The organism is Streptomyces humi (genome assembly GCF_001005085.2).
In the GTDB taxonomy this organism is placed as follows: Bacteria; Actinomycetota; Actinomycetes; order Streptomycetales; family Streptomycetaceae; genus Streptomyces; species Streptomyces humi.
Map to the genome: position 1 here is coordinate 62,356 of NZ_LBMU02000077.1, position 22,990 is coordinate 85,345.

The 22,990-nt window shown below is 72.2% G+C and carries 18 protein-coding genes; 9 read left to right on the forward strand and 9 right to left on the reverse strand.

Going from position 1 to position 22,990, the window contains the following annotated elements; all coding sequences use genetic code 11:
- Window positions 1-10: 10 nt before the first annotated feature.
- Complete coding sequence (locus tag AAW13_RS30905) at window positions 11-2,227, reverse strand: NADP-dependent isocitrate dehydrogenase (protein WP_046728197.1); 2,217 nt, start codon at window positions 2,225-2,227, stop codon at window positions 11-13.
- Window positions 2,228-2,443: 216 nt separating this feature from the next.
- Here AAW13_RS30905 and AAW13_RS30910 point away from each other — a divergent pair, with 216 nt between their 5' ends.
- Window positions 2,444-4,027: a M1 family metallopeptidase gene (locus AAW13_RS30910; RefSeq protein ID WP_046728198.1), complete on the forward strand. Its 1,584-nt coding sequence runs from the start codon at window positions 2,444-2,446 to the stop codon at window positions 4,025-4,027.
- A gap of 16 nt (window positions 4,028-4,043) precedes the next feature.
- Here the strand turns inward: AAW13_RS30910 and AAW13_RS30915 are convergent, their stop codons facing one another.
- The 3 genes from AAW13_RS30915 to AAW13_RS30925 all read right to left on the reverse strand — a co-directional run bounded on the left by AAW13_RS30915 (window position 4,044) and on the right by AAW13_RS30925 (window position 7,016).
- Entirely contained in the window at window positions 4,044-5,135 is a 1,092-nt protein-coding gene (locus AAW13_RS30915) for a mechanosensitive ion channel family protein (protein WP_046728199.1), read from the reverse strand.
- A gap of 111 nt (window positions 5,136-5,246) precedes the next feature.
- Window positions 5,247-6,011, reverse strand: a complete 765-nt coding sequence (locus AAW13_RS30920) for a crotonase/enoyl-CoA hydratase family protein (protein WP_046728200.1) — start codon at window positions 6,009-6,011, stop codon at window positions 5,247-5,249.
- A 21-nt stretch (window positions 6,012-6,032) separates the two neighbouring features.
- Window positions 6,033-7,016: a lysylphosphatidylglycerol synthase transmembrane domain-containing protein gene (locus tag AAW13_RS30925; RefSeq protein ID WP_167391750.1), complete on the reverse strand. Its 984-nt coding sequence runs from the start codon at window positions 7,014-7,016 to the stop codon at window positions 6,033-6,035.
- 156 nt (window positions 7,017-7,172) lie between these two features.
- Between AAW13_RS30925 and AAW13_RS30930 the strand changes: the two genes are divergently transcribed.
- The 6 genes from AAW13_RS30930 to AAW13_RS30955 all read left to right on the forward strand — a co-directional run bounded on the left by AAW13_RS30930 (window position 7,173) and on the right by AAW13_RS30955 (window position 16,620).
- Window positions 7,173-9,038, forward strand: a complete 1,866-nt coding sequence (locus tag AAW13_RS30930) for an ABC transporter ATP-binding protein (RefSeq protein ID WP_046728201.1) — start codon at window positions 7,173-7,175, stop codon at window positions 9,036-9,038.
- Window positions 9,039-9,268: 230 nt separating this feature from the next.
- Window positions 9,269-10,630, forward strand: coding sequence for a chitinase (locus AAW13_RS30935; protein WP_046728202.1), 1,362 nt, complete (start codon window positions 9,269-9,271; stop codon window positions 10,628-10,630).
- A 48-nt stretch (window positions 10,631-10,678) separates the two neighbouring features.
- On the forward strand, window positions 10,679-12,865 hold the full coding sequence (locus AAW13_RS30940; RefSeq protein WP_046728203.1) for an RICIN domain-containing protein: 2,187 nt from the start codon (window positions 10,679-10,681) through the stop codon (window positions 12,863-12,865).
- Between the two features lie 132 nt (window positions 12,866-12,997).
- A complete protein-coding gene (locus tag AAW13_RS30945) occupies window positions 12,998-13,528 on the forward strand; it encodes a (2Fe-2S)-binding protein (RefSeq protein ID WP_046728226.1) in 531 nt (176 codons plus the stop codon).
- Window positions 13,525-14,520: an FAD binding domain-containing protein gene (locus tag AAW13_RS30950; RefSeq protein ID WP_046728204.1), complete on the forward strand. Its 996-nt coding sequence runs from the start codon at window positions 13,525-13,527 to the stop codon at window positions 14,518-14,520. Before AAW13_RS30945 ends, AAW13_RS30950 begins: the two co-directional genes overlap by 4 nt.
- A gap of 15 nt (window positions 14,521-14,535) precedes the next feature.
- The gene (locus tag AAW13_RS30955) at window positions 14,536-16,620 is read left to right on the forward strand and encodes a xanthine dehydrogenase family protein molybdopterin-binding subunit (protein ID WP_046728205.1); all 2,085 of its coding nucleotides are present in this window, start codon (window positions 14,536-14,538) and stop codon (window positions 16,618-16,620) included.
- On the opposite strand, the gene AAW13_RS30960 is transcribed toward AAW13_RS30955, so the two are convergent.
- The 3 genes from AAW13_RS30960 to AAW13_RS30970 all read right to left on the reverse strand — a co-directional run bounded on the left by AAW13_RS30960 (window position 16,598) and on the right by AAW13_RS30970 (window position 20,021).
- Window positions 16,598-18,235: an MFS transporter gene (locus AAW13_RS30960; RefSeq protein ID WP_240528788.1), complete on the reverse strand. Its 1,638-nt coding sequence runs from the start codon at window positions 18,233-18,235 to the stop codon at window positions 16,598-16,600. The two genes, AAW13_RS30955 and AAW13_RS30960, sit on opposite strands and share 23 nt — an antisense overlap.
- Before the next feature lie 152 nt (window positions 18,236-18,387).
- Entirely contained in the window at window positions 18,388-18,858 is a 471-nt protein-coding gene (locus AAW13_RS30965) for a MarR family winged helix-turn-helix transcriptional regulator (protein ID WP_046728206.1), read from the reverse strand.
- A gap of 98 nt (window positions 18,859-18,956) precedes the next feature.
- Window positions 18,957-20,021, reverse strand: a complete 1,065-nt coding sequence (locus tag AAW13_RS30970; RefSeq protein WP_046728207.1) for a YihY/virulence factor BrkB family protein — start codon at window positions 20,019-20,021, stop codon at window positions 18,957-18,959.
- 87 nt (window positions 20,022-20,108) lie between these two features.
- Here AAW13_RS30970 and AAW13_RS30975 point away from each other — a divergent pair, with 87 nt between their 5' ends.
- A complete protein-coding gene (locus tag AAW13_RS30975; RefSeq protein ID WP_240528787.1) occupies window positions 20,109-21,131 on the forward strand; it encodes a magnesium and cobalt transport protein CorA in 1,023 nt (340 codons plus the stop codon).
- A gap of 440 nt (window positions 21,132-21,571) precedes the next feature.
- On the opposite strand, the gene AAW13_RS30980 is transcribed toward AAW13_RS30975, so the two are convergent.
- Complete coding sequence (locus AAW13_RS30980) at window positions 21,572-22,069, reverse strand: DUF5709 domain-containing protein (protein ID WP_046728208.1); 498 nt, start codon at window positions 22,067-22,069, stop codon at window positions 21,572-21,574.
- 92 nt (window positions 22,070-22,161) lie between these two features.
- Here AAW13_RS30980 and AAW13_RS30985 point away from each other — a divergent pair, with 92 nt between their 5' ends.
- Complete coding sequence (locus tag AAW13_RS30985) at window positions 22,162-22,551, forward strand: VOC family protein (protein ID WP_046728209.1); 390 nt, start codon at window positions 22,162-22,164, stop codon at window positions 22,549-22,551.
- Between the two features lie 18 nt (window positions 22,552-22,569).
- Here AAW13_RS30985 and AAW13_RS30990 read toward each other — a convergent pair whose 3' ends face one another.
- Window positions 22,570-22,890 carry a DUF5133 domain-containing protein gene (locus AAW13_RS30990; protein WP_046728210.1) on the reverse strand — a complete coding sequence of 107 codons (321 nt, stop codon included), beginning with the start codon at window positions 22,888-22,890 and terminating at the stop codon, window positions 22,570-22,572.
- Between the last annotated feature and the right edge of the window lie 100 nt (window positions 22,891-22,990).

A 22,990-nucleotide genomic window follows, 5' to 3' on the forward strand; every position in this document is an offset into this window, starting at 1 on the left:
CGGCTTCGGCTCAGAGGGCCGCGAGCGCCGCGTTCCAGGTCGCCGACGGGCGCATGACCGCGTCCGCCTTGGCCTTCTCGGGCTGGTAGTAGCCGCCGATGTCGGCCGGGGAGCCCTGGACGGCGTTCAGCTCGTCGACGATCTTCCGCTCGTTGGCGGTGAGCGTCTCGGCGAGCGGCGCGAACGCCTTGGCGAGCTCGGCGTCGTCGGTCTGCGCGGCCAGCTCCTGCGCCCAGTACAGGGACAGGTAGAAGTGGCTGCCGCGGTTGTCGATGCCGCCGACGCGACGGGTCGGGGACTTGTCCTCGTTGAGGAAGGTCGCCGTGGCCCGGTCGAGGGTGTCGGCCAGCACCTTGGCGCGGGCGTTGCCGGTGAAGTCGGCGTACTGCTCGAAGGACGGCACCAGGGCGAAGAACTCGCCGAGGGAGTCCCAGCGCAGGTAGTTCTCCTTGACCAGCTGCTGGACGTGCTTCGGCGCCGAGCCGCCGGCCCCCGTCTCGAACAGGCCGCCGCCCGCCATCAGCGGGACCACCGACAGCATCTTGGCGCTGGTGCCCAGCTCCAGGATCGGGAAGAGGTCGGTCAGGTAGTCACGGAGCACGTTGCCGGTGACGGAGATGGTGTTCTCGCCGCGCCGGATGCGCTCCACGGACAGCTTGGTGGCCTCGACGGGGGACAGGACGCGGATGTCCAGGCCCTCGGTGTCGTGCTCCGACAGGTACTGCTCGACCTTGGCGATCAGGTTGGCGTCGTGGGCGCGGCCCTCGTCCAGCCAGAAGACGGCCGGGTCGCCGGTGGCGCGGGCACGGGTGACGGCCAGCTTCACCCAGTCCTTGATCGGCGCGTCCTTGGTCTGGCAGGCGCGGAAGATGTCGCCGGCGGCGACCGGCTGCTCGATCAGCGCGTTGCCGGCGGCGTCGACCACGCGGACGGTGCCGGTGGTGGCGATCTCGAAGGTCTTGTCGTGGGAGCCGTACTCCTCGGCCTTCTGCGCCATCAGGCCGACGTTCGGGACCGAGCCCATGGTCGACGGGTCGAAGGCGCCGTTGGCCCGGCAGTCCTCGATGACGGCCTGGTAGACACCGGCGTACGAGGAGTCCGGGATCACCGCCAGGGTGTCGGCCTCCTGGCCGTCCGGGCCCCACATGTGGCCGGAGGTGCGGATCATGGCCGGCATCGAGGCGTCGATGATGACGTCCGACGGGACGTGCAGGTTGGTGATGCCCTTGTCGGAGTCGACCATCGCGAGGGCCGGGCCGTCGGCGATCTCGGCGTCGAAGGAGGCCTTGATCTCGGCGCCCTCCGGCAGGTTCTCCAGGCCCTTGTAGATGCCGCCCAGACCGTCGTTCGGGGACAGGCCGGCCGCCTTCAGGGTCTGGCCGTACTTCGCGAACGTCTTCGGGAAGAAGGCACGCACCACGTGACCGAAGATGATCGGGTCGGAGACCTTCATCATCGTGGCCTTCAGGTGCACGGAGAACAGGACGTCCTCCTGCTTGGCGCGGGCGATCTGTGCGGCCAGGAAGTCGTTGAGCTGGGCGACGTGCAGCACGGAGGCGTCGACGACCTCGCCGGCGAGGACCGGTACGGAGTCCTTGAGGACGGTGCTGGTGCCGTCCTCGGCGACCAGCTCGATCCGCAGCTCGCCCGCCTCGGAGACCACCACGGACTTCTCGGTGGAGCGGAAGTCGTTCTCGCCCATGGTGGTCACGTTCGTCCTGGACTCGGAGGTCCAGGCGCCCATGCGGTGCGGGTGGGTCTTGGCGTAGTTCTTGACCGAGGCGGGGGCGCGGCGGTCCGAGTTGCCCTCACGCAGGACCGGGTTCACGGCGGAACCCTTGACCTTGTCGTAGCGGGCGCGGATCTCGCGCTCCTCGTCGGTCTTCGGGTCGTCCGGGTAGTCCGGCAGCGCGTAGCCCTTGCCCTGGAGCTCGGCGACGGCGGCCTTCAGCTGCGGGATCGACGCCGAGATGTTCGGCAGCTTGACGATGTTGGCCTCGGGGGTCTTGGCCAGGTCGCCCAGCTCGGCCAGCGCGTCCGGGATGCGCTGGTCCTCGGCCAGGTACTCCGGGAAGTGCGCGATGATGCGCCCGGCCAGCGAGATGTCGCGGGTGTCCACGGCGACACCGGCCTGCGAGGCGTACGCCTGGACCACCGGCAGGAACGAATGCGTCGCCAGGGCCGGGGCCTCGTCTGTGTAGGTGTAGATGATGGTCGAGTCAGTCACCGGGTGCTCCGCTCCACGTCTGCAACATTGCTCGACATCAAGATATCTCGTGACCGACCCGCTCTCGACAGGGGTCCGCGACTCCGCAGATCTGTTTGTCATACGACAGGCAACCGGATCGGTCAAAAGGGTGGTCAGGACAGACGAGCCACCACCATCGGCCGGCGGACGGACCGACCACCCGTCCGCCCGAGCGAAACCGAGTGAAAGCGGACCATGAGATATCGCACCAGAGTGACGGCCCCGGCGGCCGCCCTGTTCGGCACCGCGACCGTCCTGGCCACGGGGGCCCCGGCCTTCGCGCGTCCCTTCTCCGCGGGGGAGAAAAGCGGCGCCGCGAAGGCCGGGGGCGAGGCACCCGCCCCGGGCGCCGAGACCCTCGGCGACCCCGTGTACCCGGCCCTCGGCAACGACGGCTACCGCGTCCACGCCTACCATCTCGACCTCGCCTACGACGCCACGACCCGCCTCGTCGCCGGCACCGCGACGCTGCGCGTCCGCACCACGGACGACCTGTCACGCTTCTCCCTTGACGCCCTCGGCCTGGACATATCCGCCGTGCGCGTCGACAACCGGGACGCCGCCTTCGAGCAGGCGGACGAGAAGCTGCGGATCACCCCGGCCAGGCCGCTGCGCGAGCGCGACGACGTCACCGTCCGCGTGACCTACTCGGCCGACCCGCGCCGCACCCTGCCGCACACCGCCTGGGTGCCCACCCCCGACGGCTTCGCGATCTGCCCGCAGCCGGACTCCGCGCACACCGTCTTCCCGTGCAACGACCACCCATCGGACAAGGCGGACTTCACCTTCCGCATCACCGTCCCGAACGGCGTGCGCGGTGTCGCGAACGGCCTGCTCACCTGCGTCGAGGACCTCCCCGGCGACCGGACGGCGTACTCGTACCGCTCCCGGTCCCCGATCGCCACCGAACTCGTCCAGATCACCGTCGGCGACTACGTGGTCAAGGACCGGCAGGGCCCGCACGGGCTGCCGCTGCGGGACGTCGTGCCCACCGCCCGGGCCGCCGCCCTGGAGCCGGCGCTCGCCCTCACCGGCGGCCAGGTGGCCTGGCTGGAGGACCGGCTCGGCATCGCTTTCCCGTTCGAGACCTACGGTCTGCTGCCCTGCAACTCCGACGACCCGAACGCCTTCGACTTCACCGGCCTGGAGACCCAGACCCTCACCCTCTACAAGCCGAACTTCCTGCTCCAGGAGGAGGCGAAGATCGGCTCGCACATGATGCACGAGCTGGTGCACTCCTACTTCGGCAACCTGGTCTCCCCGGCCACCTGGGCCGACCTCTGGCTGAACGAGGGCCACGCCGACTTCTACGGGCTGCTCTACCGCTACGAGCGCGGCTGGCCGGACTCCCTGGGCCTCACCACCATGGAGGCCCGGATGAAGGACACCTACGCCCGTGGCGACCAGTGGCGCCACGACTCGGGGCCGGTGGCCGCACCGAACGCGGTCAACCTCTTCGACAGCCAGCGCTACCTGGGCGGCGTGCTGACCCTGTACGCCTTCCGCCAACTGGTCGGCGAGGACGTCTTCCACGCCGTCGAGCGCACCTTCCTGGACCGCTTCCGCCGCCGGTCGGCGTCGACGGCGGACTACATCGCGGTGGCCTGCGAGGTCTCCGGCCAGGACCGGTCCGGGTTCCTCCGCGACTGGCTCTACGGCACGACGACCCCGCGGATGCCCGGCCACCCGGACTGGACGGTCACCCCGGTGACCCCGGCGCCGGCCACCCCGCACAGCCTGCGCGGCGGCCACCACCACGACAACTCGGCCACCCTGTAGACGACCCGGCAGGGGGCTAGTCGGTGTGCGGCAGGCCGGACGGCATCTCGTCCGTGACCCGCTGCTGCGGGATCACCACGGCCCCCTGCTGGAGCGCCACCGTGCGCGTCGGCGCCGGGATGCGGATGCCCTCCTCGCGGTAGCGGCGGTGCAGGCGCTTGATGAACTCGTGCTTGATCCGGAACTGGTCGCTGAACTCGCCGACCCCGAGGATCACCGTGAACCCGATCCGTGAGTCGCCGAACGTGTGGAAGCGGATGGCCGGTTCGTGCTCCGGGACCGCACCGGTGATCTCGGTCATGGTCTCGGCGATGACCTCGTGCGTGATCCGCTCCACATGGTCCAGGTCGCTGTCGTAGCTCACGCCCACCTGCACCAGGATCGTCAACCGCTGCTCGGGCCGCGTGTAGTTGGTCATGTTGGTCTTCGCCAGCTGGCCGTTGGGGATGACCACCAGGTTGTTGGAGAGCTGGCGGACGGTCGTCTGACGCCAGTTGATGTCCACGACGTATCCCTCCTCACCGCTGCTCAACTGGATGTAGTCACCCGGCTGGACGGTCTTGGAGGCGAGGATGTGGACGCCCGCGAAGAGGTTCGCCAGGGTGTCCTGGAGAGCCAGCGCCACCGCCAGACCACCCACGCCCAGAGCGGTGAGCAGGGGCGCTATGGAGATGCCCAGGGTCTGGAGCACCACCAGGAAACCGATCGCCAGCACCAGCACCCGGGTGATGTTCACGAAGATCGTGGCCGAACCGGCGACCCCGGAACGGGACTGGGTGACCGACTGCACCAGACCGGCGACCACCCGCGCCGCCGACACCGTCACCGCGAAGATGAGCAGCACCTGAAGGCACTGGTTGGTGTGGTGCTGGACCGTCCTGGTCAGCGGCAGCACGGCCGCCGCGGAGGCCGCGCCGCCCGCGAGCGCCGCCCACGGCACCACCGTGCGCAGCGCGTCCACCACGACGTCGTCACCGCTCCAGCGGGTCCGCTTGGCGTGTTTGGCCAGCCAGCGCAGCAGCCCGCGCGACAGAAACGCCAGCAACAGACCCGCCGCCAGCGCGATTCCGGCCAGGACCAGGTCATCGACGGTGAGCGCTCGGTTCACCGGTTACCTCCATTCGGATGTGCAACCGCTCATCCTGCCGTATCCGCACAGAGGTTCGTACCCGCACGGGCCCAGACCCGCCTCGGCGTGAGGCAGTTGGAAGCCGGCAGGTCAGCCGTCCGAGAAGGAGCCGTGCCGGCCGGCCCCCGCCGCGAAGCGGGCCGCGCCCTCCAGGCCCTCCGCCAGCACGCCGATGCCGCCGCGGATCTCACCGGCCATCGCCGCGCTCTCGTCCAGCCCCTCCTGGTCCAGCACCGACGCCCGGTCGGCGCGCAGGCAGGCCTGCGGGAAGGCGGCGACGGACGCGGCCAGTTCCTCCGCCGCCGCACGGGACCGGCCCCTCGGCACGACCCGGTTGGCCAGACCCATCTCGTACGCCTCGGGCGCCGGCACCGGGCGGCCGGTCAGGATCAGGTCGAGCGCCCGGCTCGTGCCGATCAGCCGGGGCAGCCGTACCGTGCCGCCGTCGATCAGCGGCACACCCCAGCGGCGGCAGAAGACGCCGAACACCGCGTCCTCCTCCGCCACCCGCAGATCGCACCACAGGGCCAGTTCGAGGCCGCCCGCCACGGCGTGCCCGGCGATCGCGGCGATCACCGGCTTGGTGAGGCGCAGCCGGGTCGGGCCCATCGGTCCGTCGCCGTCCTCCGCGACCCGGTTGCCGTGCCCGGCGCCCATCGCCTTGAGGTCCGCGCCCGCGCAGAACGTGCCGCCCTCGCCCCACAGCACCGCCACCCGCGCCTCGTCGTCCGCCTCGAACTCGCGGAAGGCGGCGGCGAGTCGTGCCGCCGTCGGTCCGTCCACCGCGTTGCGCACCCCGGGCCGGGAGAGGACGACCGTGGTGACAGGACCCTTGCGTTCCAGGCGGACCGGCATGCGTCTCCTCGGGATCGGAGGTCAGATGACCTTCAGCCGCACCAGCGCTCCCAGTGTCAGCGCTCCGGGCAGCAACGGCACCCACACGGTGATGATCCGGTACGCCAGCACGACGGCCGTGGCCACCGCCACCGGACCGCCCGCCGCCACCAGCGCCACGATCAGCGCCGCCTCCACCGAACCCAGTCCGCCGGGCGTGGGGATCAGCGCGACGGCCACCGTGGCCGCCAGGTACGCCAGCGCCATGTGCGCGGGCGGCACCTGGAGACCCAGCGCCTGCCCCACCGCCACCAGGCCGACCGCCTGGAGCGCGGGGAACGCCAGCGAGCCGCCCCACAGCGCCAGCGCCCGGGACGGCCGCGTGTGCACCGACCGGGCCTCGCCCAGCGCGGCGCGCAGGAACCGGAACACCGGCCGGCGCACCCGTCGTACGAGGAGCAGTACGCCCAGGGCCGCGGCCGCCAGCGTGCCGGCGACGGCCAGCACCGGGCCGACCTCCCCGCGGGGGAGCAGGCCGTCGAGGCGCAGCGCGTCGGGGAAGGCGACGAACAGCACGGCCATCAGGCCCACCCGGGCCACCGACTCGGCCAGCAGGTACAGGGCGAGCGCGGCCGAGGAGGTGGCGAGCGGCACCCCGCACACGGTCATGAACCGCAGGTTGACCGCGCCCGAGCCGAGCCCCGTCGGCAGCAGGTGGTTGGCCGAACCGGCCGCGAGCTGGGTCGCCAGCAGCCGCCAGCGGGGCAGCGGCTGGATCACCGCACCCTGCCGGGTGAAGGCGGCGGCCACCCAGGTCAGACAGGTGGCGCCGCCCGCCGCCAGCAGCCAGGGCCAGGACGCGGAGCGCAGGTGGGCGAAGCCCTCGACCAGGACCGGCCAGTGCTGCACCGCGATGACCGCGACCAGTACGAGCGGGATCAGGGTGAGGGCGTGCCGCACGGGGATGCGGCGGACGAGCCGGGGCACACGGCCCGCACGGAAGCCGGGGATTCTTACCGCTGTCACACCCGGAGAGGTTTTCCGCGCCGCCCCAACGCCGGGTGGCGGAAGAGGAGACTCCGCATGACGGCCGGGATGCGGCTGAGGGTCCCTCGTACGGGGAACCGGCGAGCGGGCATTGACCTCAACGAACCTTGAGGTTCTACGGTCTCCCTCATGAGTATGGAGACCACCGCCTGGACGCAGTTGCACAGCGTCATGACCGCCCAGCAGGAGCGGCGCCCGTTCGACCCGGCCACGCTGCGCCGCATCGCCGCGTTCGCCCGCCCGCACCGGGCGGGCATCGTCCGGTTCGTGCTGCTCGGGGTGGTGACCGCCCTGCTCGCCGTCGCCACTCCCGTGCTGGCCGGCCACGTCGTCGACGCGATCGTGTCGGGGCACGACGCCGGCACGGTCGTACGGCTGTCGCTGCTGATCGCGCTCGCCGCGGTCGCCGAGGCGGCGCTCGGGGTGCTCGGGCGGCGGCTCTCGGCGACGCTCGGGGAGGGACTCATCCTCGACCTGCGCACGGCTGTGTTCGATCATGTGCAGCGCATGCCCGTCGCGTTCTTCACACGCACTCGTACGGGAGCGCTGGTCAGTCGTCTCAACAACGACGTGATCGGCGCCCAGCGCGCCTTCGCCAACACCCTGTCCGGCGTGGTCAGCAACCTGGTCACGCTGCTGCTCACGCTCGCGGTGATGCTCACCCTGTCGTGGCAGATCACCCTGCTCGCGCTGGTGCTGCTGCCGCTGTTCGTGGTGCCCGCCCGCCGGATGGGCGGCCGGATGGCCCGGATGCAGCGCGAGGCCGCCGCCCTCAACGCGGCGATGGGCACCCGGATGACCGAGCGTTTCTCCGCGCCCGGCGCCACCCTGATCAAGCTCTTCGGCCGGCCCGAGGAGGAGTCGGCGGAGTTCACGGCACGGGCCGCCCGGGTCCGGGACATCGGCGTGCGCACCGCCACCGCCCAGTCCGTCTTCATGACCGCGCTGACCCTGGTCTCCTCGCTCGCCCTCGCCCTGGTGTACGGCCTCGGCGGCTGGTTCGCGCTGCGCGGCACCCTGGAGGCGGGCGCCGTGGTCTCCCTCGCCCTGCTGCTGACCCGGCTGTACGCGCCCCTCACCTCGCTCGCGGGCGCCCGCGTCGAGGTGATGAGCGCGCTGGTCAGCTTCGAGCGGGTCTTCGAGATCCTCGACCTCAAGCCCCTGATCGAGGAGAAACCCGACGCCCGGGAGGTTCCCGAGGGGCCGGTGGCCGTCGAGTTCGAGAACGTCCGGTTCGGCTACCCGGCCGCCGACCAGGTCTCCCTCGCGTCGCTGGAGGAGGTCGCGGTCCTCGACCCGCGCGGTGGCGCCGAGGTCCTGCACGGCGTCTCCTTCCGGGCCGAACCCGGCCAGACCGTCGCCCTCGTGGGCTCCTCCGGCGCCGGCAAGTCCACCATCGCCCAGTTGCTGCCACGCCTGTACGACGTCGACGAGGGCGCCGTCCGGCTCGGCGGCGTCGACGTCCGCGACCTGACCGCGGGTTCGCTGCGCGGCACCCTCGGCATGGTCACCCAGGACGGCCACCTCTTCCACGACACGGTCCGCGCCAACCTGCTGCTCGCCCGCCCGGCCGCCACCGACGACGAGTTGTGGGAGGCCCTCGGCCGCGCCCGGCTGGACGAGGTCGTGCGGTCGCTGCCCGACGGTCTGGACACGGTGGTCGGCGAACGCGGTTACCGGCTCTCCGGCGGTGAGCGCCAGCGGATGACCATCGCCCGGCTGCTGCTGGCCCGGCAGCGGGTGGTGATCCTCGACGAGGCCACCGCACACCTCGACAACACCTCGGAGGCGGCCGTCCAGGAGGCCCTCACCGAGGCCCTGGAGGGCCGTACGGCCGTCGTCATCGCGCACCGGCTGTCGACGGTGCGGTCCGCCGACCAGATCCTGGTGGTGGAGGCCGGGCGGATCGTGGAGCGCGGCACCCATGCCGCGCTGCTGGCGGCCGACGGGCGGTACGCGGAGCTGTACCGGACGCAGTTCGCGGAGGTGCCGTCGGTCTGAGGTGGCGGGGGCTCGCCGTAGGGTTGCGCGCCGGCTCCGGGTGCACCTTCGATGTGGCTGGTCGCGCAGATCCCCGCGCCCCTTCGGGGCGCACCCCTTGACGCCGGTGGTCCGGACCTTTAGTTTCACGCCTTAAACAAAGCCTCGCGGATGTGCTCAACGCCCACGGACAACAAGGGTGTTGAGCACATGCCGTGCGGTATCCCCCCGCGTGAAAGGCCACCCCCCCCATGGCCAGACCTCTGCCCACGGTTGTCGCCATAGCCGCCCTGACCGTGTCGGCCGGCTTGCTCACCGCCGTTCCCGCGCAGGCCGCCACCGGCACCATCACCGGCCTCGCCGGCAAGTGTCTCGACGTCGCCGGCGCCAACTCCGCCGACGGCACGGCCGTCCAGCTCTACGACTGCAACGGCACCGCCGCCCAGCAGTGGACCGTCGGCAGCGACGGCACCGTCCGCGCCCTCGGCAAGTGCCTGGACGTGACCGGCAACTCGACCGCCGACGGCGCCCAGGCCCAGCTGTGGACCTGTACCGGCGGCGCCAACCAGAAGTGGACGGTCACCGCCGCCCACGACATCGTCAACCCGCAGGCGAACAAGTGCCTGGACGCGACCGGCAACTCGTCGGCCAACGGCACCCGCGCCCAGATCTGGACCTGCTCCGGCGGCGCCAACCAGAAGTGGACCGCGCCCGCGTCCGGCGACGGCGGCACGCCCTCCTCGCCGATGGCCGTGGCGCCGTACCTGTACAACGGCTGGGGCGACCCGCCGAGCCCGACCACCGTCACCAACGCGACCGGCGTGAAGTACTACACGCTCGCGTTCGTGCTCAGCAACGGCTACTGCAACCCGCAGTGGGACGGCAGCCGGGCGCTCACCGGCGGCGTCGACCAGGGGACCGTCAACACGGTGCGGGCGAACGGCGGTGACGTGATCCCGTCCTTCGGCGGCTACAGCGGCAACAAGCTGGAGAGCTCCTGCTCCAGCGCGAGCGAGCTGGCGGCGGCCTACCAGAAGGTCATCAACGCCTACGGCGGACTCAAGGCCATCGACATCGACCTCGAGGCGGACGCCTACAGCAACGGGACCGTGCAGCAGCGGGTCGTGGACGCGCTCAAGACGGTGAAGGCCAACAACCCCGGCCTGAAGGTGTACATCACCATCGGCACCGGCCAGAGCGGCCCCGACACCAGCCTGATCAACCGCGCCGCCTCCTCCGGACTGGGCGTCGACGCCTGGGCCATCATGCCGTTCGACTTCGGCGGTGCCGGGCAGAACATGGGGAACCTGACGGTGCAGGCGGCCGAGGGCCTCAAGACCGCGCTGAAGAACGCCTACGGCTACAGCGACGACACGGCCTACCGGGACATGGGCATCTCGTCCATGAACGGCATCACCGACAACAACGAGACGGTGACCGTGAACGACTTCCGGACCATCCTCGCCTACGCCCAGCAGCACCACCTGGCCCGGCTCACCTTCTGGTCCGCCAACCGCGACCGGCCCTGCACCGGCGGCTCCGCCGACAGCTGCTCCGGCGTGAGCCAGTCCAACTGGGACTACACGAAGGTCTTCGCCGGATACACCGGCTGACCGCCCCCCTCCGCGTACCTCTCGCACCTTCCCGAACCAGGAGAACCCGTGCCTCGCCTTCCCCGGCGGCACAGAGCAACGGCCGCCGCCGCGGTGGCCGTTGTCGCCGCCTCCCTGCTCACCGCGGCGGGCGCCGGCACGCCCGCGTCCGCCGCCACCCTGCCCCCCGGCAACGTCACGCTCCTCAACGCGGCGAGCGGCAGGTGCGTCGACGCCAAGGCCGCCGCCACCGCCGACGGCACCGTCGTCCAGCAGTACGCCTGCAACAACACCACCGCCCAGCAGTGGAGCCTCACCGCCACCAGCGGCGGCTACGTCCGGATCAACAACGGCAACAACGCCGGCGAGGTCCTTGACGTCACCGGTGTCTCCACCGCCGACAGCGCGGCCGTCCAGCTGTGGACCTACGGCGGCGGCGGCAACCAGCAGTGGCTGCCCGTCGACGACGGCGGCGGCGCCTACCACTTCGTCAACCGCAACAGCGGCAAGTGCCTGGACGACCCCGGCGCCTCGACCGCCGACAGCGTGCAGTTCGTGCAGTACACGTGCAACGGCACCGCCGCCCAGCGCTTCCAGGTCGTGCCCGTGACCCAGACGGGCAACCCCGACCTCGGCTCCAACGTCGTGGTCTTCGACCCGTCGATGTCCGCCGCCACCATCCAGAGCAAGCTGGACTCGATCTTCCAGCAGCAGCAGACCAACCAGTTCGGCTCCCAGCGCTACGCCGTGCTGTTCAAGCCCGGCGCCTACAGCGCGGACGTCAACGTCGGCTTCTACACGCAGGTGCTGGGCCTGGGCCTGACGCCGGACGCGGTCTCGGTCAACGGCGCGGTGCACGCGGAGGCCGACTGGTTCCAGGGCAATGCCACCCAGAACTTCTGGCGCGGCGCCGAGAACCTGTCCGTCAACCCGACCGGCGGCAGCGACCGCTGGGCGGTCTCGCAGGCGGCGGCCTACCGCCGGATGCACCTGCGCGGCAACCTCGCCCTCGACGACGGCGGCTGGTCCAGCGGCGGCCTCATCGCCGACAGCCAGGTCAACGGGCAGGTCAACTCCGGCAGCCAGCAGCAGTGGCTGACCCGCAACTCACAGCTCGGCAGCTGGACCGGCTCCAACTGGAACATGGTCTTCGTCGGCAGCACCGGCGTGCCCTCCACCACCTTCCCCAGCCCGCCGGACACCACGGTCGCGCAGAGCCCGGTGACCCGTGAGAAGCCGTTCCTCTACGTCGACGGCTCCGGCAACTACCAGGTGTTCGTGCCGTCGGCGCGCTCCAACACCTCCGGCACCAGCTGGAGTTCCGGCTCCGCCGCGGGCAGCTCCCTGTCCCTGGACAGCTTCTACGTCGTGAAGCCGGGCGCCACCGCCTCCCAGATCAACGCGGCCCTGACGGCGGGCAAGAACCTGCTGGTCACCCCCGGTGTCTACCACCTCGACCAGACCCTTCAGATCAACCGTGCCGACACCGTCGTCCTGGGCCTCGGTCTCGCCACCTTCGTCCCGGACAACGGCATCACCGCCATGAAGGTCGCGGACGTCGACGGCGTCCAGATCGCCGGCCTGCTCTTCGACGCCGGCACCACGAACTCCTCCACCCTGGTCGAGGTCGGGCCCGGCGCCTCCTCGGCGTCCCACGCGGCCGACCCGACGTCGCTGCACGACGTGTACTTCCGGGTCGGCGGCGCGGGCGTCGGCAAGGCCACCACCAGCCTGGTCGTCAACAGCGACAACGTGATCGGCGACCACATGTGGATCTGGCGCGCCGATCACGGCAGCGGGGTCGGCTGGACCAGCAACACCGCCGACACCGGCCTGGTCGTCAACGGCGACAACGTGACCATGTACGGGCTGTTCGTCGAGCACTTCCAGAAGTACCAGACGATCTGGAACGGCAACGGCGGCCGCACGTACTTCTACCAGAACGAGATGCCGTACGACCCGCCCAGCCAGGCGGCCTGGATGAACGGCTCCACCCAGGGCTACGCGGCCTACAAGGTCGCCGACTCGGTCACCAGCCACCAGGCGTACGGCCTCGGCAGCTACTGCTACTTCAACGTCAACCCGAGCGTGGTCGCGGCGCACGCCATCGAGGCACCCGGCAACCCGAACGTGCGCTTCACCGACATGGTCACCGTCTCCCTCGGCGGCACCGGCACCATCAGCCACGTCGTCAACAACACCGGAGGCCCGTCGAACTCCTCGAACAACGTGGCGAACCTCGTCTCGTACCCCTGACCGGCGCGCGGGTGACCCGGCGGACACACCGGGTCACCCGCGCCCACCCCGGGGTGCCGGTACGTGTGGGACGGCGTGACCTGGATACCCGGCCTGGACGGCAGTACGGCCCGTCCGGAAGTCAGGCACGTCATGGACAGTGAGATCCAGCGCTCCGAAGCCACCCTCCGGGTCAACGGCAAACCCCACACCCTGCTCCTCGACCACCGGCGCGTCCTGCTGGACGTGCTGCGTGAGGACCTCGACCTGACCGGCGCCAAGAAGGGCTGCGACCATGGCCAGTGCGGTGCCTGCACCGTGCTGGCCGACGGGCGCCGGGTGAACAGCTGCCTGCTGCTCGCCGTGTCCCTCGACGGCAGTGACATCACCACCGTCGAAGGCCTCTCCGCCGACGGCGAGGGCCCGCACCCGCTGCAACGGGCCTTCCTGGACCGGGACGCCTTCCAGTGCGGCTACTGCACCCCCGGCCAGCTCTGCTCGGCCCTCGGCGCGCTCGCCGAGGCCGCCGCCGGACACCCCTCGCACGTCACCGATCCCGCGCTGCCCTCCGGCCGGCCCGTCCCGCTGGACCGGACCGAGATCCGCGAGCGGCTGAGCGGCAACCTGTGCCGCTGCGGCGCCTACCCCCGGATCGTCGAGGCGGTGGAGGACGTGATCCCGTGAGGTCCTTCGACTACGTCCGCGCCCGCACCGCCGAAGAGGCCGTCGAGGCCTTCACCACCCACCCCGGCGCCCGCTACCTGGCCGGCGGCACCAACCTCGTCGACCTGATGAAACTGGGCGTCGAACGGCCCACCGCGCTGATCGACGTCAGCCGCCTCCCGCTGGACCGGCTCGAGGAACTGCCCGACGGCACCCTGCGCGTCGGCGCCACCGTCCGCAACAGCGACCTCGCCGCCCACCCCCTGGTCCGCGACCGCTACCCGGTGCTGTCCCAGGCCCTCCTGGCGGGCGCCTCCGGCCAGCTGCGCAACGTCGCCACGACCGGCGGCAACCTCCTCCAGCGCACCCGCTGCACCTACTTCCAGGACCCCGGCAAACCCTGCAACAAACGCGAACCCGGCAGCGGCTGCGGGGCCCTGGCCGGCGTCCACCGCGACCACGCCGTCCTCGGCACCTCCCCGCACTGCGTCGCCACCCACCCCTCGGACATGGCCGTCGCCCTCGCCGCCCTCGACGCCCGGGTCGAGCTGTACGGCCCGGAAGGCACCCGCACCGTCGACGTGAGCGACTTCCACCGGCTGCCCGAGGACCGGCCCGAGCGGGACACGGAGATCCGCCACGGCGAGCTGATCACCGGGGTGCTGTTGCCCGCCGCCGCGGCCGGCGCGCCCTCGGCCTACCGCAAGGCCCGCGACCGGGCGTCGTACGCCTTCGCGCTCGCCTCCGTCGCCGTCGTGATCCGGGTCGCCGGCGGCCGGGTCAGCAGGGTGGGCCTGGCCTTCGGCGGGCTCGCCCACCGCCCCTGGCGGGCCCGGGTCGCGGAGGCTGCGCTGCTGGGCGAGCCGGCCGCCGCCGGGGTCTTCGCCAGCGCCGTCGACCTGGAACTCGCCGCCGCCCGGCCGCTGCCGGACAACGCCTACAAGGTGCCCCTCGCCCGCAATCTCGCCCTCGACGTGCTGACCCGGCTCGCGCCGGCGCCCGCCCCGCTCTGACCCCGGAGGTTATCCATGGCCCGCACCGCCCTCGGCGCCCCGGTCGAGCGCCGGGAGGGGCTCGCCAAGGTCACCGGCGCCGCGCGCTACGCCGCCGAGCACCACCTGTCCGGCCTGGCGCACGCCCGTGCCGTGCCCGCCGGCGTGATCCGCGGCCGGATCACCGGCATCGACACCGGCCCGGCCCGCGCCGTCCCCGGGGTCCTCACCGTCCTCACCCACGAGAACGCCCCGCGCCTGGCCGAACCGGACGACGCCACCCTCGCCCTGCTCCAGAACCCCGACGTACCGCACCGCGGCTGGTGCGTCGCCCTGGTCGTCGCCGAGACACCCGAGGCGGCCCGCGCCGGAGCCGACGCCGTGCGGGTCTCCTACGACACCGCGGACCACGACGTGGTCCTCGCCCCCGGCCACCCCGGCGCCCACGAACCCGAGGAGGCCAACGGCGGCCAGCCCGCCGGGCACCGGCACGGCGACCCGGAGTCCGCCTTCGCACAGGCAGCCGTCCGGGTGGACGTCACCTACCGCACCCCGCCCCTGCACAACCACCCGATGGAGCCCCACGCCAGCACCGCCACCTGGGACCGCGGCCGGCTGACCGTGTACACCTCCAGCCAGGGCACCAGCGACGTCCGCAGCGTGCTGGCCGGGCTGTTCGCGGTGCCCGTGGACCGGATCACCGTACGCGCCGAGCACGTCGGCGGCGGCTTCGGCTCCAAGGGCTCCGCACGTCCGGACGTCGTCCTCGCCGCCCTGGCCGCCCGCCACACGGGGCGGCCCGTCAGGGTGACCTGGCCACGCCGCCGCATGCCCACCGCCGTGGGCCACCGCGCCCCCACCTACAGCCGGCTGCGGCTCGGTGCCACCTCGGACGGCCGGCTCACCGCCCTGCTGCACGACGTGACCACCCACACCTCGCCGGTCAGGTCGTTCGTGGAACTGGCGGGCACCACCTCCGGGGTCATGTACGCCACGCCGAACCTGGACGTCGTCCACCACGTGGTCCCGCTGGACGTGCCCAGCCCGTCCTGGATGCGCGCGCCCGGCGAGGCGACGGGGATGTACGCCCTGGAATCGGCGATGGACGAACTCGCCGACGAACTCGGCATGGACCCGATCGAACTGCGGATCCGCAACGAACCCGACCGCGAACCCGCCGGCGGCCTGCCGTTCAGCAGCAGGCACCTCGTGGAGTGCCTGCGCGAGGGCGCCCGCCGCTTCGACTGGCACCACCACGTCCGGCACGCCGAGGGCCCGGTGCTGATCGGCACCGGCGTGGCCGCCGCCACCTACCCGGTCATGGTCTCCCCGTGCGCCGCCACCGCCGCGGCCCTGCCGGACGGCACCTTCGAGATCCGGGTGAACGCCTCCGACATCGGCACCGGCGCCCGGACCGTCCTCGCCCAGATCGCCGCCGACGCCCTTGCCGTACCCCTCGACCGGGTCCGTACCGAGATCGGCGACAGCGACCTGCCCCAGGCCCCGGTGGCCGGCGGCTCCTCCGGAACCGCCTCCTGGGGTTCGGCCGTGCACGAGGCCTGCGCCCGGCTGCTGAACCGGCTCGCCGACCACACCGGCCCGCTGCCCGAGCACGGGATCGGCGTCCGCGCGGACACCTCGGGGCGGGCCGACGCCGACTGCCCCTACGCCCGGCACGCGTTCGGCGCGCACTTCGCCGAGGTCGCCGTCGACACCGTCACCGGCGAGGTCAGGGTGCGCCGGCTCCTCGGCGTCTACGCGGCCGGCCGCATCCTCAACGCCCGCACCGCGCGCTCCCAGTTCGTCGGCGGTATGACGATGGGCCTGGGCATGGCCCTGACCGAGGGCAGCACCCTGGACCCGGCGTTCGGCGACTTCGCGGAGGCCGACCTCGCCTCGTACCACGTCCCCGCGCACGCCGACGTCCCCGACATCGAGGCGCACTGGATCGACGAGGACGACCCGCACCTCAACCCCATGGGCAGCAAGGGCATCGGCGAGATCGGCATCGTCGGCACCCCGGCGGCCATCGGCAACGCCGTCCACCACGCCACCGGCAGCCGCCTGCGCACCCTGCCGCTGACCCCGGACCGGGTCCTCACCGCTCTGAACGCACGGTGACCTGCGCGGCGGGGGAGGGGCGGTCCTCGGCACCGCGGTGACCGCCGCGCAGCGCGGAGGCGACGGCGGAGACCAGGGCCATGCCCGCGGCCACGCCGAAGACGATGCCCAGGCCGTGGTGGAAGGGGCCGGACACCAGCCGCGGGAAGAAGGTGTGGCCGGTCAGCACCGACCGCTGGGCGGCGGACACCCGGTCGAGGACGCCCTCGGCGGACAGCAGGTGCTGGACCGGGTTGTTGCCGAGGAACGTCGCGAACAGCGTGCTCACCGGTGGCAGCGACGCGGCGTGCGCGGCGGAGCCGGCCGGCACGCCGTGCGCCGTGAGCCCGTTCCTCAGGGTGTCCGGCAGCGAGGACGCGAGGCCGGACACCATCAGCGAGAAGAACACCCCGATGGACAGGGCCGTACCGGAGTTCTGGAAGGTGGAGCGCATCCCCGAGGCGACACCCCGGTACTCGGCCGGCACGCTGCCCATGATCGAGGACGTGTTGGGCGCCGAGAACATGCCCTGGCCGAGCCCGTTGAGCAGCAGCAGCGCCGCGAACAGCCCGTAGTCGAAGTCCACGGGCAGCGCCAGCAGCCCCAGGAAGGACAGGGCGACGACCACCAGTCCGGCGGTGGAGAACAGCCGGGCGCCGAACCGGTCCGACAGGTAGCCGGAGACCGGGCCCGCGACCAGGAAGCCGAGGGTGAGCGGCAGCATGAAGACGCCGGCCCACAGCGGGGTGTCCTCGAAGTCGTAGCCGTGCAGCGGCAGCCAGATGCCCTGGAGCCAGATGATCAGCATGAACTGGAGCCCGCCGCGCGCGATGGCGGTCAGCAGCGCGGCCAGGTTGCCCGCGGCGAACGCCCGCACCCGGAACAGGGCCAGGTCGAACATCGGCTCGGCGACCCGGGTCTCGATGAAGCAGAAGGCCAGCAGCAGGACGGCACCGCCGACCAGACCGCCGAGCACCCACGGGTTGCCCCAGCCGGTGGCGCTGCCGCCGTAGGGCTGGATGCCGTAGGTGATGCCGGCCAGCAGGACGCCCGCGCCCACCGCGAAGGTGAGGTTGCCGAGCCAGTCGATCCGCCCGGGACGGCCCGTCGAGGTCTCCCGCAGACTCAGGTATGACCAGACCGTGCCCGTGATGCTGACCGGGACGCTCACCCAGAACACGGCGCGCCAGTCGACGACGGCCAGCAGGCCGCCCGCGAGCAGGCCGAGGAACTGCCCGGCCAGCGCGGTGATCTGGTTGATGCCGAGGGCCGTGCCGCGCTGCCGGGCCGGGAACGCGTCGGTGAGGATGGCGGCCGAGTTGGCGGTGAGCATGGACCCGCCGAACGCCTGCACGATCCGCCACAGGATCAGCCACAGGGCGCCGCCCCCCGCCCGGAACGGGTCGAGCGACAGCGCGACCGAGGCGCACGCGAAGATCAGGAAGCCGAGGTTGTAGATCCGCACCCGCCCGAACATGTCGCCGAGCCGCCCGAGTACGACGACCAGCACGGCGGAGACCAGCAGGTACCCCAGGATCATCCAGAGCAGGTAGCCGATGTTGCCGGGGGCGAGCGGGTCGAGGCCGATCCCGCGGAAGATCGCCGGCAGCGAGATGATCACGATCGACGCGTCCATGGTCGCGATCAGCACGCCGAGGGTGGTGTTCGACAGCGCGACCCACTTGTAGCCGGGCCCCGGGGGAGTGTCCCTGCGCCGGGCCGAGCGCAGCGCGCCGGCCCATGAGCCGAACCGCGAGCCGGCGGGTGCGCCGGGCGGCGTGGGCGCGCTCACAGCCGTTCCGCCAGCCGGCCGAGCAGCGGCAGGGCCGCGGCGAGGCTCGCCCGTTCCGCCGCGGAGAACTCGTCGAGCACCGCCGCGAGCCGCCGGACGGACTCCGAACGCCGCTCGGCGAGTACGGACCGCCCCTCCTCGGTGACGGCCACGATGCTCCGCCGTCCGTCCGCGGCATCGGGGGTACGGCCCACCAGGCCGCGCTGTTCGAGCTGGGCGAGGGTGCTCGCCATGGCCTGCGGCCGTACCCGTTCCATCTCGGCGAGCGAGGTCGGCGAGTCGGGTCCGTCGGCGGCGAGCCGCGCGAGCACGGAGACCCCCGAGAGCGAGATGTCTCCGACGGCGTGGGCCTGCCGCAGGCGCCGGGTCACCCGTCCCACCGTGAGCCGGAGCTCGGAGGCGAGCCGGGAGGGGTCCTCGTCCGGGCCGGGTGCGCCGCCCTCACCGGCGGCCGTGTCGGTCTTCACATGTACTAACGCTAGGTTTATCAGTTTGAACTGTTCAACCAATCTTCAGTAAATCCGATCGACGGTGTGGTGGGCGACGGCGCCAGGCGGCCCGGACGTCACGTCTCCTCCAGCCGGCGTACGTCCTCCTCGTCCCAGGTCCTGGTGTCACGAGGCTCGGTGTAGGGCTCGGCCTCGGGCGGCAGCCCGCCCGCCACGGCCCGCTGCCGCGCGGTCTCGGCGTCGAACTCCAGGCCGAGCAGAACGGCCAGGTTGGTGATCCACAGCCAGACCAGGAACACGACGACGCCGGCCATGGTGCCGTAGGTCTTGTTGTAGGAGGCGAAGCCCGCCACGTAGAACGCGAAACCGGCGGAGGCGACCAGCCAGATCAGCAGGGCGACGAAACTGCCCGGCGTGATCCACCGGAACCCCCTGACCTTCGCGTTCGGACTGGCCCAGTACAGAACGGCGATCATCAGCGTGACCAGGAGGACGAGGACCGGCCACTTGGCGACCGACCACACCGCCAGCGCCCCGTCCCCGATCCCCAGGGCGGCGCCGGCCTGCCGGGCGATGCCGCCGGTGAAGACCACGATCAGCGCGCTGAGGACCGCCATCACCATCAGCGTGAAGGTGAGCAGCACCCGCAGGGGGAGGATCTTCCACAGCGGGCGGCCCTCCGGGATGTCGTACACCGTGTTCGCGGCCCTGATGAAGGCCGCGACGTAGCCGGAGGCGGACCACAGCGCCAGCACCAGGCCGACGACCGCCATCACGGACCCGGCACCCGCCCTGCCCTGCAACTGCTCCACGGCCCGGGTGATGATGTCCCGGGCCGCCCCCGGCGCCAGTTTCCGGATGTTGCGCAGCACCGCGTCGATGGCCGAGCCGCCCGCGACGCCCAGCAGGGAGACCAGCACCAGCAGGGCCGGGAACAGCGACAGCACGCCGTAGTACGTCAGGGCCGCCGCACGGTCGGTCAGCTCGTCGTCCTTGAACTCGCGCAGGGCGCCTCTGAGGACGGCGCCCCAGGCCCGCTTCGGGAGTTTCGTCGGCGTGTCCGGCGCCCGCCGTTCGACCTCCGGCCCGGGTCCCGCCTCCTCCGGCGCCGGCACCTCGCGTCCCGGGTCCGCGCCGTCGTCCCGGGATGTCTTCCGCCAGGGGATACGAAGTCTCTGCATGCGCACCGGGTAACCCTCCGACGCCGCTCCTACGCCGCTCCTACGCCGCCGAACGGTCGGACAGGCTCGGACAAGGCTCGGACAGGCATGGAACGCGCTCACGGAAGCACCCGGGAGGGCATGGAATGCGAGATCTACCAGACCCGGACGGGTGCGAGCGAACGGATCGGCCGCGGCCAGGAGGACGCGGGGTGCGGGGCGGCCCTGGACCGCCTGGCCGCCCTGGCGCCGGGCGAGTTCGCCTGGATCCGGGTGAGCGACCCCTCCCAGGAGGAACTCGAACGGCTGGGCAAACACCTCGACCTCCACCCCCTGGCCGTCGAGGACGCGGTCCAGGCGCACCAGCGGCCGAAGCAGGAGCGCTACGGGGAGGTGCTGGCGGTCGCCGTGAAGACGCTCTGGTTCGTCGAGCGGACCGCCGACGTGGAGACCGGCGAGGTCATGATCTTCCTCGGTCCGTCCTTCGCCCTGACCGTGCGGCACGGGGCGAGCGACCCCGCCGCGGAGGCGGCGCGCCGGCTCGCCGAGCAGCCGGCCATGGCGCGGCTCGGGCCCCCCGGGGTCCTGCACGCGGTGACGGACGTCGTCGTCGACGCCTACGCCGAGGCGGCCGCCCAGGTGCGCACGGACCTCACCGAGCTGGAGCGGTGCGTGTTCTCACCGGTCCGCCAGGACCTGACCGAGCAGATCTACTCGCTCAAGCGTGAGGTGGTGGAGTTCCGCGACGCGGTGCAGCCCCTGGTCCCCGTGATGCGCTCGCTGACCGGGCCGGGGACCGACTGGCCGCGCGAACTCGTGCCGTACTTCCGTGACGTCGTCGACCACGTCACCCGTACCGGCACCGAGGTGGGCGCCCTGGACGACCTGCTGGGCTCCGTCCTCGACGCGCACCTCGCGATCGTGGGCACCTGGCAGAACGACGACATGCGCCGTATCAGCGCCTGGGCGGCCATCTTCGCCGTCCCCACCCTGGTCGCGGGCATCTACGGCATGAACTTCGCGCACATGCCCGAGCTGGACTGGCGCTACGGCTACCCGGGCGCGCTGGCCGTGATGGCCCTCGGCGCGGGCTGGCTGTACCGGTCCTTCCGCCGCAACGGCTGGCTGTGAGACGGGGTGTCGACCGCGCGCACGGCGGAACCCGGGCGTCCGAGGACGCCGGGCCGGGGAACTGCCGGCCGGGCGGCCGGCCGGCTGCGCCGACGGCGTGGCCCGGACCACCGGTACCACCGTCACCGTCGAAGGGGCCACGGTCCGTCGCGAGCACATCCGCGGTCCGTTGCCGGCACTTCCGCGCAGTCGGCCGATCTCCGGCCGCTTCGCGGCGCACCTGGCACGGACCGGCTTCGCTGATCATCGATGCACGGACCCGCTTCGCTGATCATCGATGAGGCGGGAGGCGCCCATCCCGCAGTACGACCGGGTTGCGCCGAAGGCCCTGGAACAACGCGAGGACCTGCTCGGCACCACCAGGGCCTCCTCGCCGGTGTACGCCTCCCTGGACGGCCGGCGCCGACAGACGGCCGGACAGGGGCGCGCCGCGGGACCGGTCACCCGGGCCCGCGCTCTCCGGGGCCGGCGGGCGGCAGCGCCTCGCCCGGTACGACGTGCACCGCGGCCTCCTCCGCGCCCGCGGCCCCGCCGTCCACGCCCTTGTCCTCGGCGACCGCCTCCCCGGTCGTGTCCGGGTGCGCTCCCTCGTCCGGTGACACCAGCCGTCCGGCGCGGCGGTCCCCGGCCTCGGGGTCGCGCGGCTCGCCGTCGCCCCCGGGCAGATCCCCGATGCCGTCGCCCTCGGGCGGCGCCACGTCGGGGACCTCCTGGCGCAGCCGCTCGTCGAGGGATTCCCCCGCGCGCTGCTCCGCCGCCGTCGTCCCCTTCCGGGTCACGCCCAGGGGCTTCTCGGGCGGTGACCAGCCCTCGTCGAGGATGTCGTCGTAGGTGCGCTCGTCGACCGCGTCCTGGAGATCCAGCGGAGCCGCGTCCTCCTGCTCCTCGTTGCCGCCGACGGGCTGGTAGGCGTCGTCCGCCATGTTCTCTTCACTCATTTCCGAACCTCCTCCGGTCGCCGGTGGATCCTCTCTGCGAAGTACCGAGGACAGCCCGGACCATGCCTTGCGCGGCCTGAGAGGATCGGTGGATGGTGCACTCCTCTCTGCGGATCAACGCCCTGATCGTCGACGCCGAGGACCCGGAGCGGCTTGCCGCGTTCTGGTCCGGACTGCTCGGCAGGCCGATCGTGGGCCGAACCGGCCCGTACGTGTGGCTGCGGCGGGAGAACGACCTGGGGATGGGTTTCCAGCGGTCCGCGCGGCCCAGGGCGGGCAAGAACCGGATGCACGTCGACGTCAGCACGCCCGATCCCGCCGCCGAGCAGCGGCGGGTCGAGGCGCTGGGCGGCCGGCGGCTGGAGCAGTACGCCGACGGCGGGTTCCTGGTGATGGCCGACCCCGAAGGCAACGAGTTCTGTGTCATCCCGGAGGGCCCCTTCGAACTCGACGACGAGGGCCGCGCGGACTATCTCGGCTGACCTGCCGGGTGTCGCGCGTCAGCCGCCCTGCGGCATCGCCGCGCGGTTCGCCGGACGGGCGACCTGACCCGGGCTGAGGATGGTCCGCCGGCCCGTACCGGGCGCGGCAGCCGTGCCGGCCACGCTGTCGACGGCGCTGTCGACGGCGCGGTCGAGGTAGTCGTGTGCCACCCGCAGCGCGTGCGAGACCTCCCGGGTCCCGGTGGACACACAGAGGGTGTAGGTCAGATCCTGTAGCCGGGTGTCGACGGACACGTCGTCGGCGAGCGACTCGGTCGCGAGGAGTGTCTCGTACTCCTTGACGAGTCTGCGCAGGGTCGCGGGGTGGGGCATCAGCATGGGACGGGCTCCTCGGATCCGGTGGGCGGGAACGGCTGTGCCGCGGGTGGAGTACGGGGGACGGGTCATCGGCCGAGTGCTTCGGCGCGGACGCGGGCGC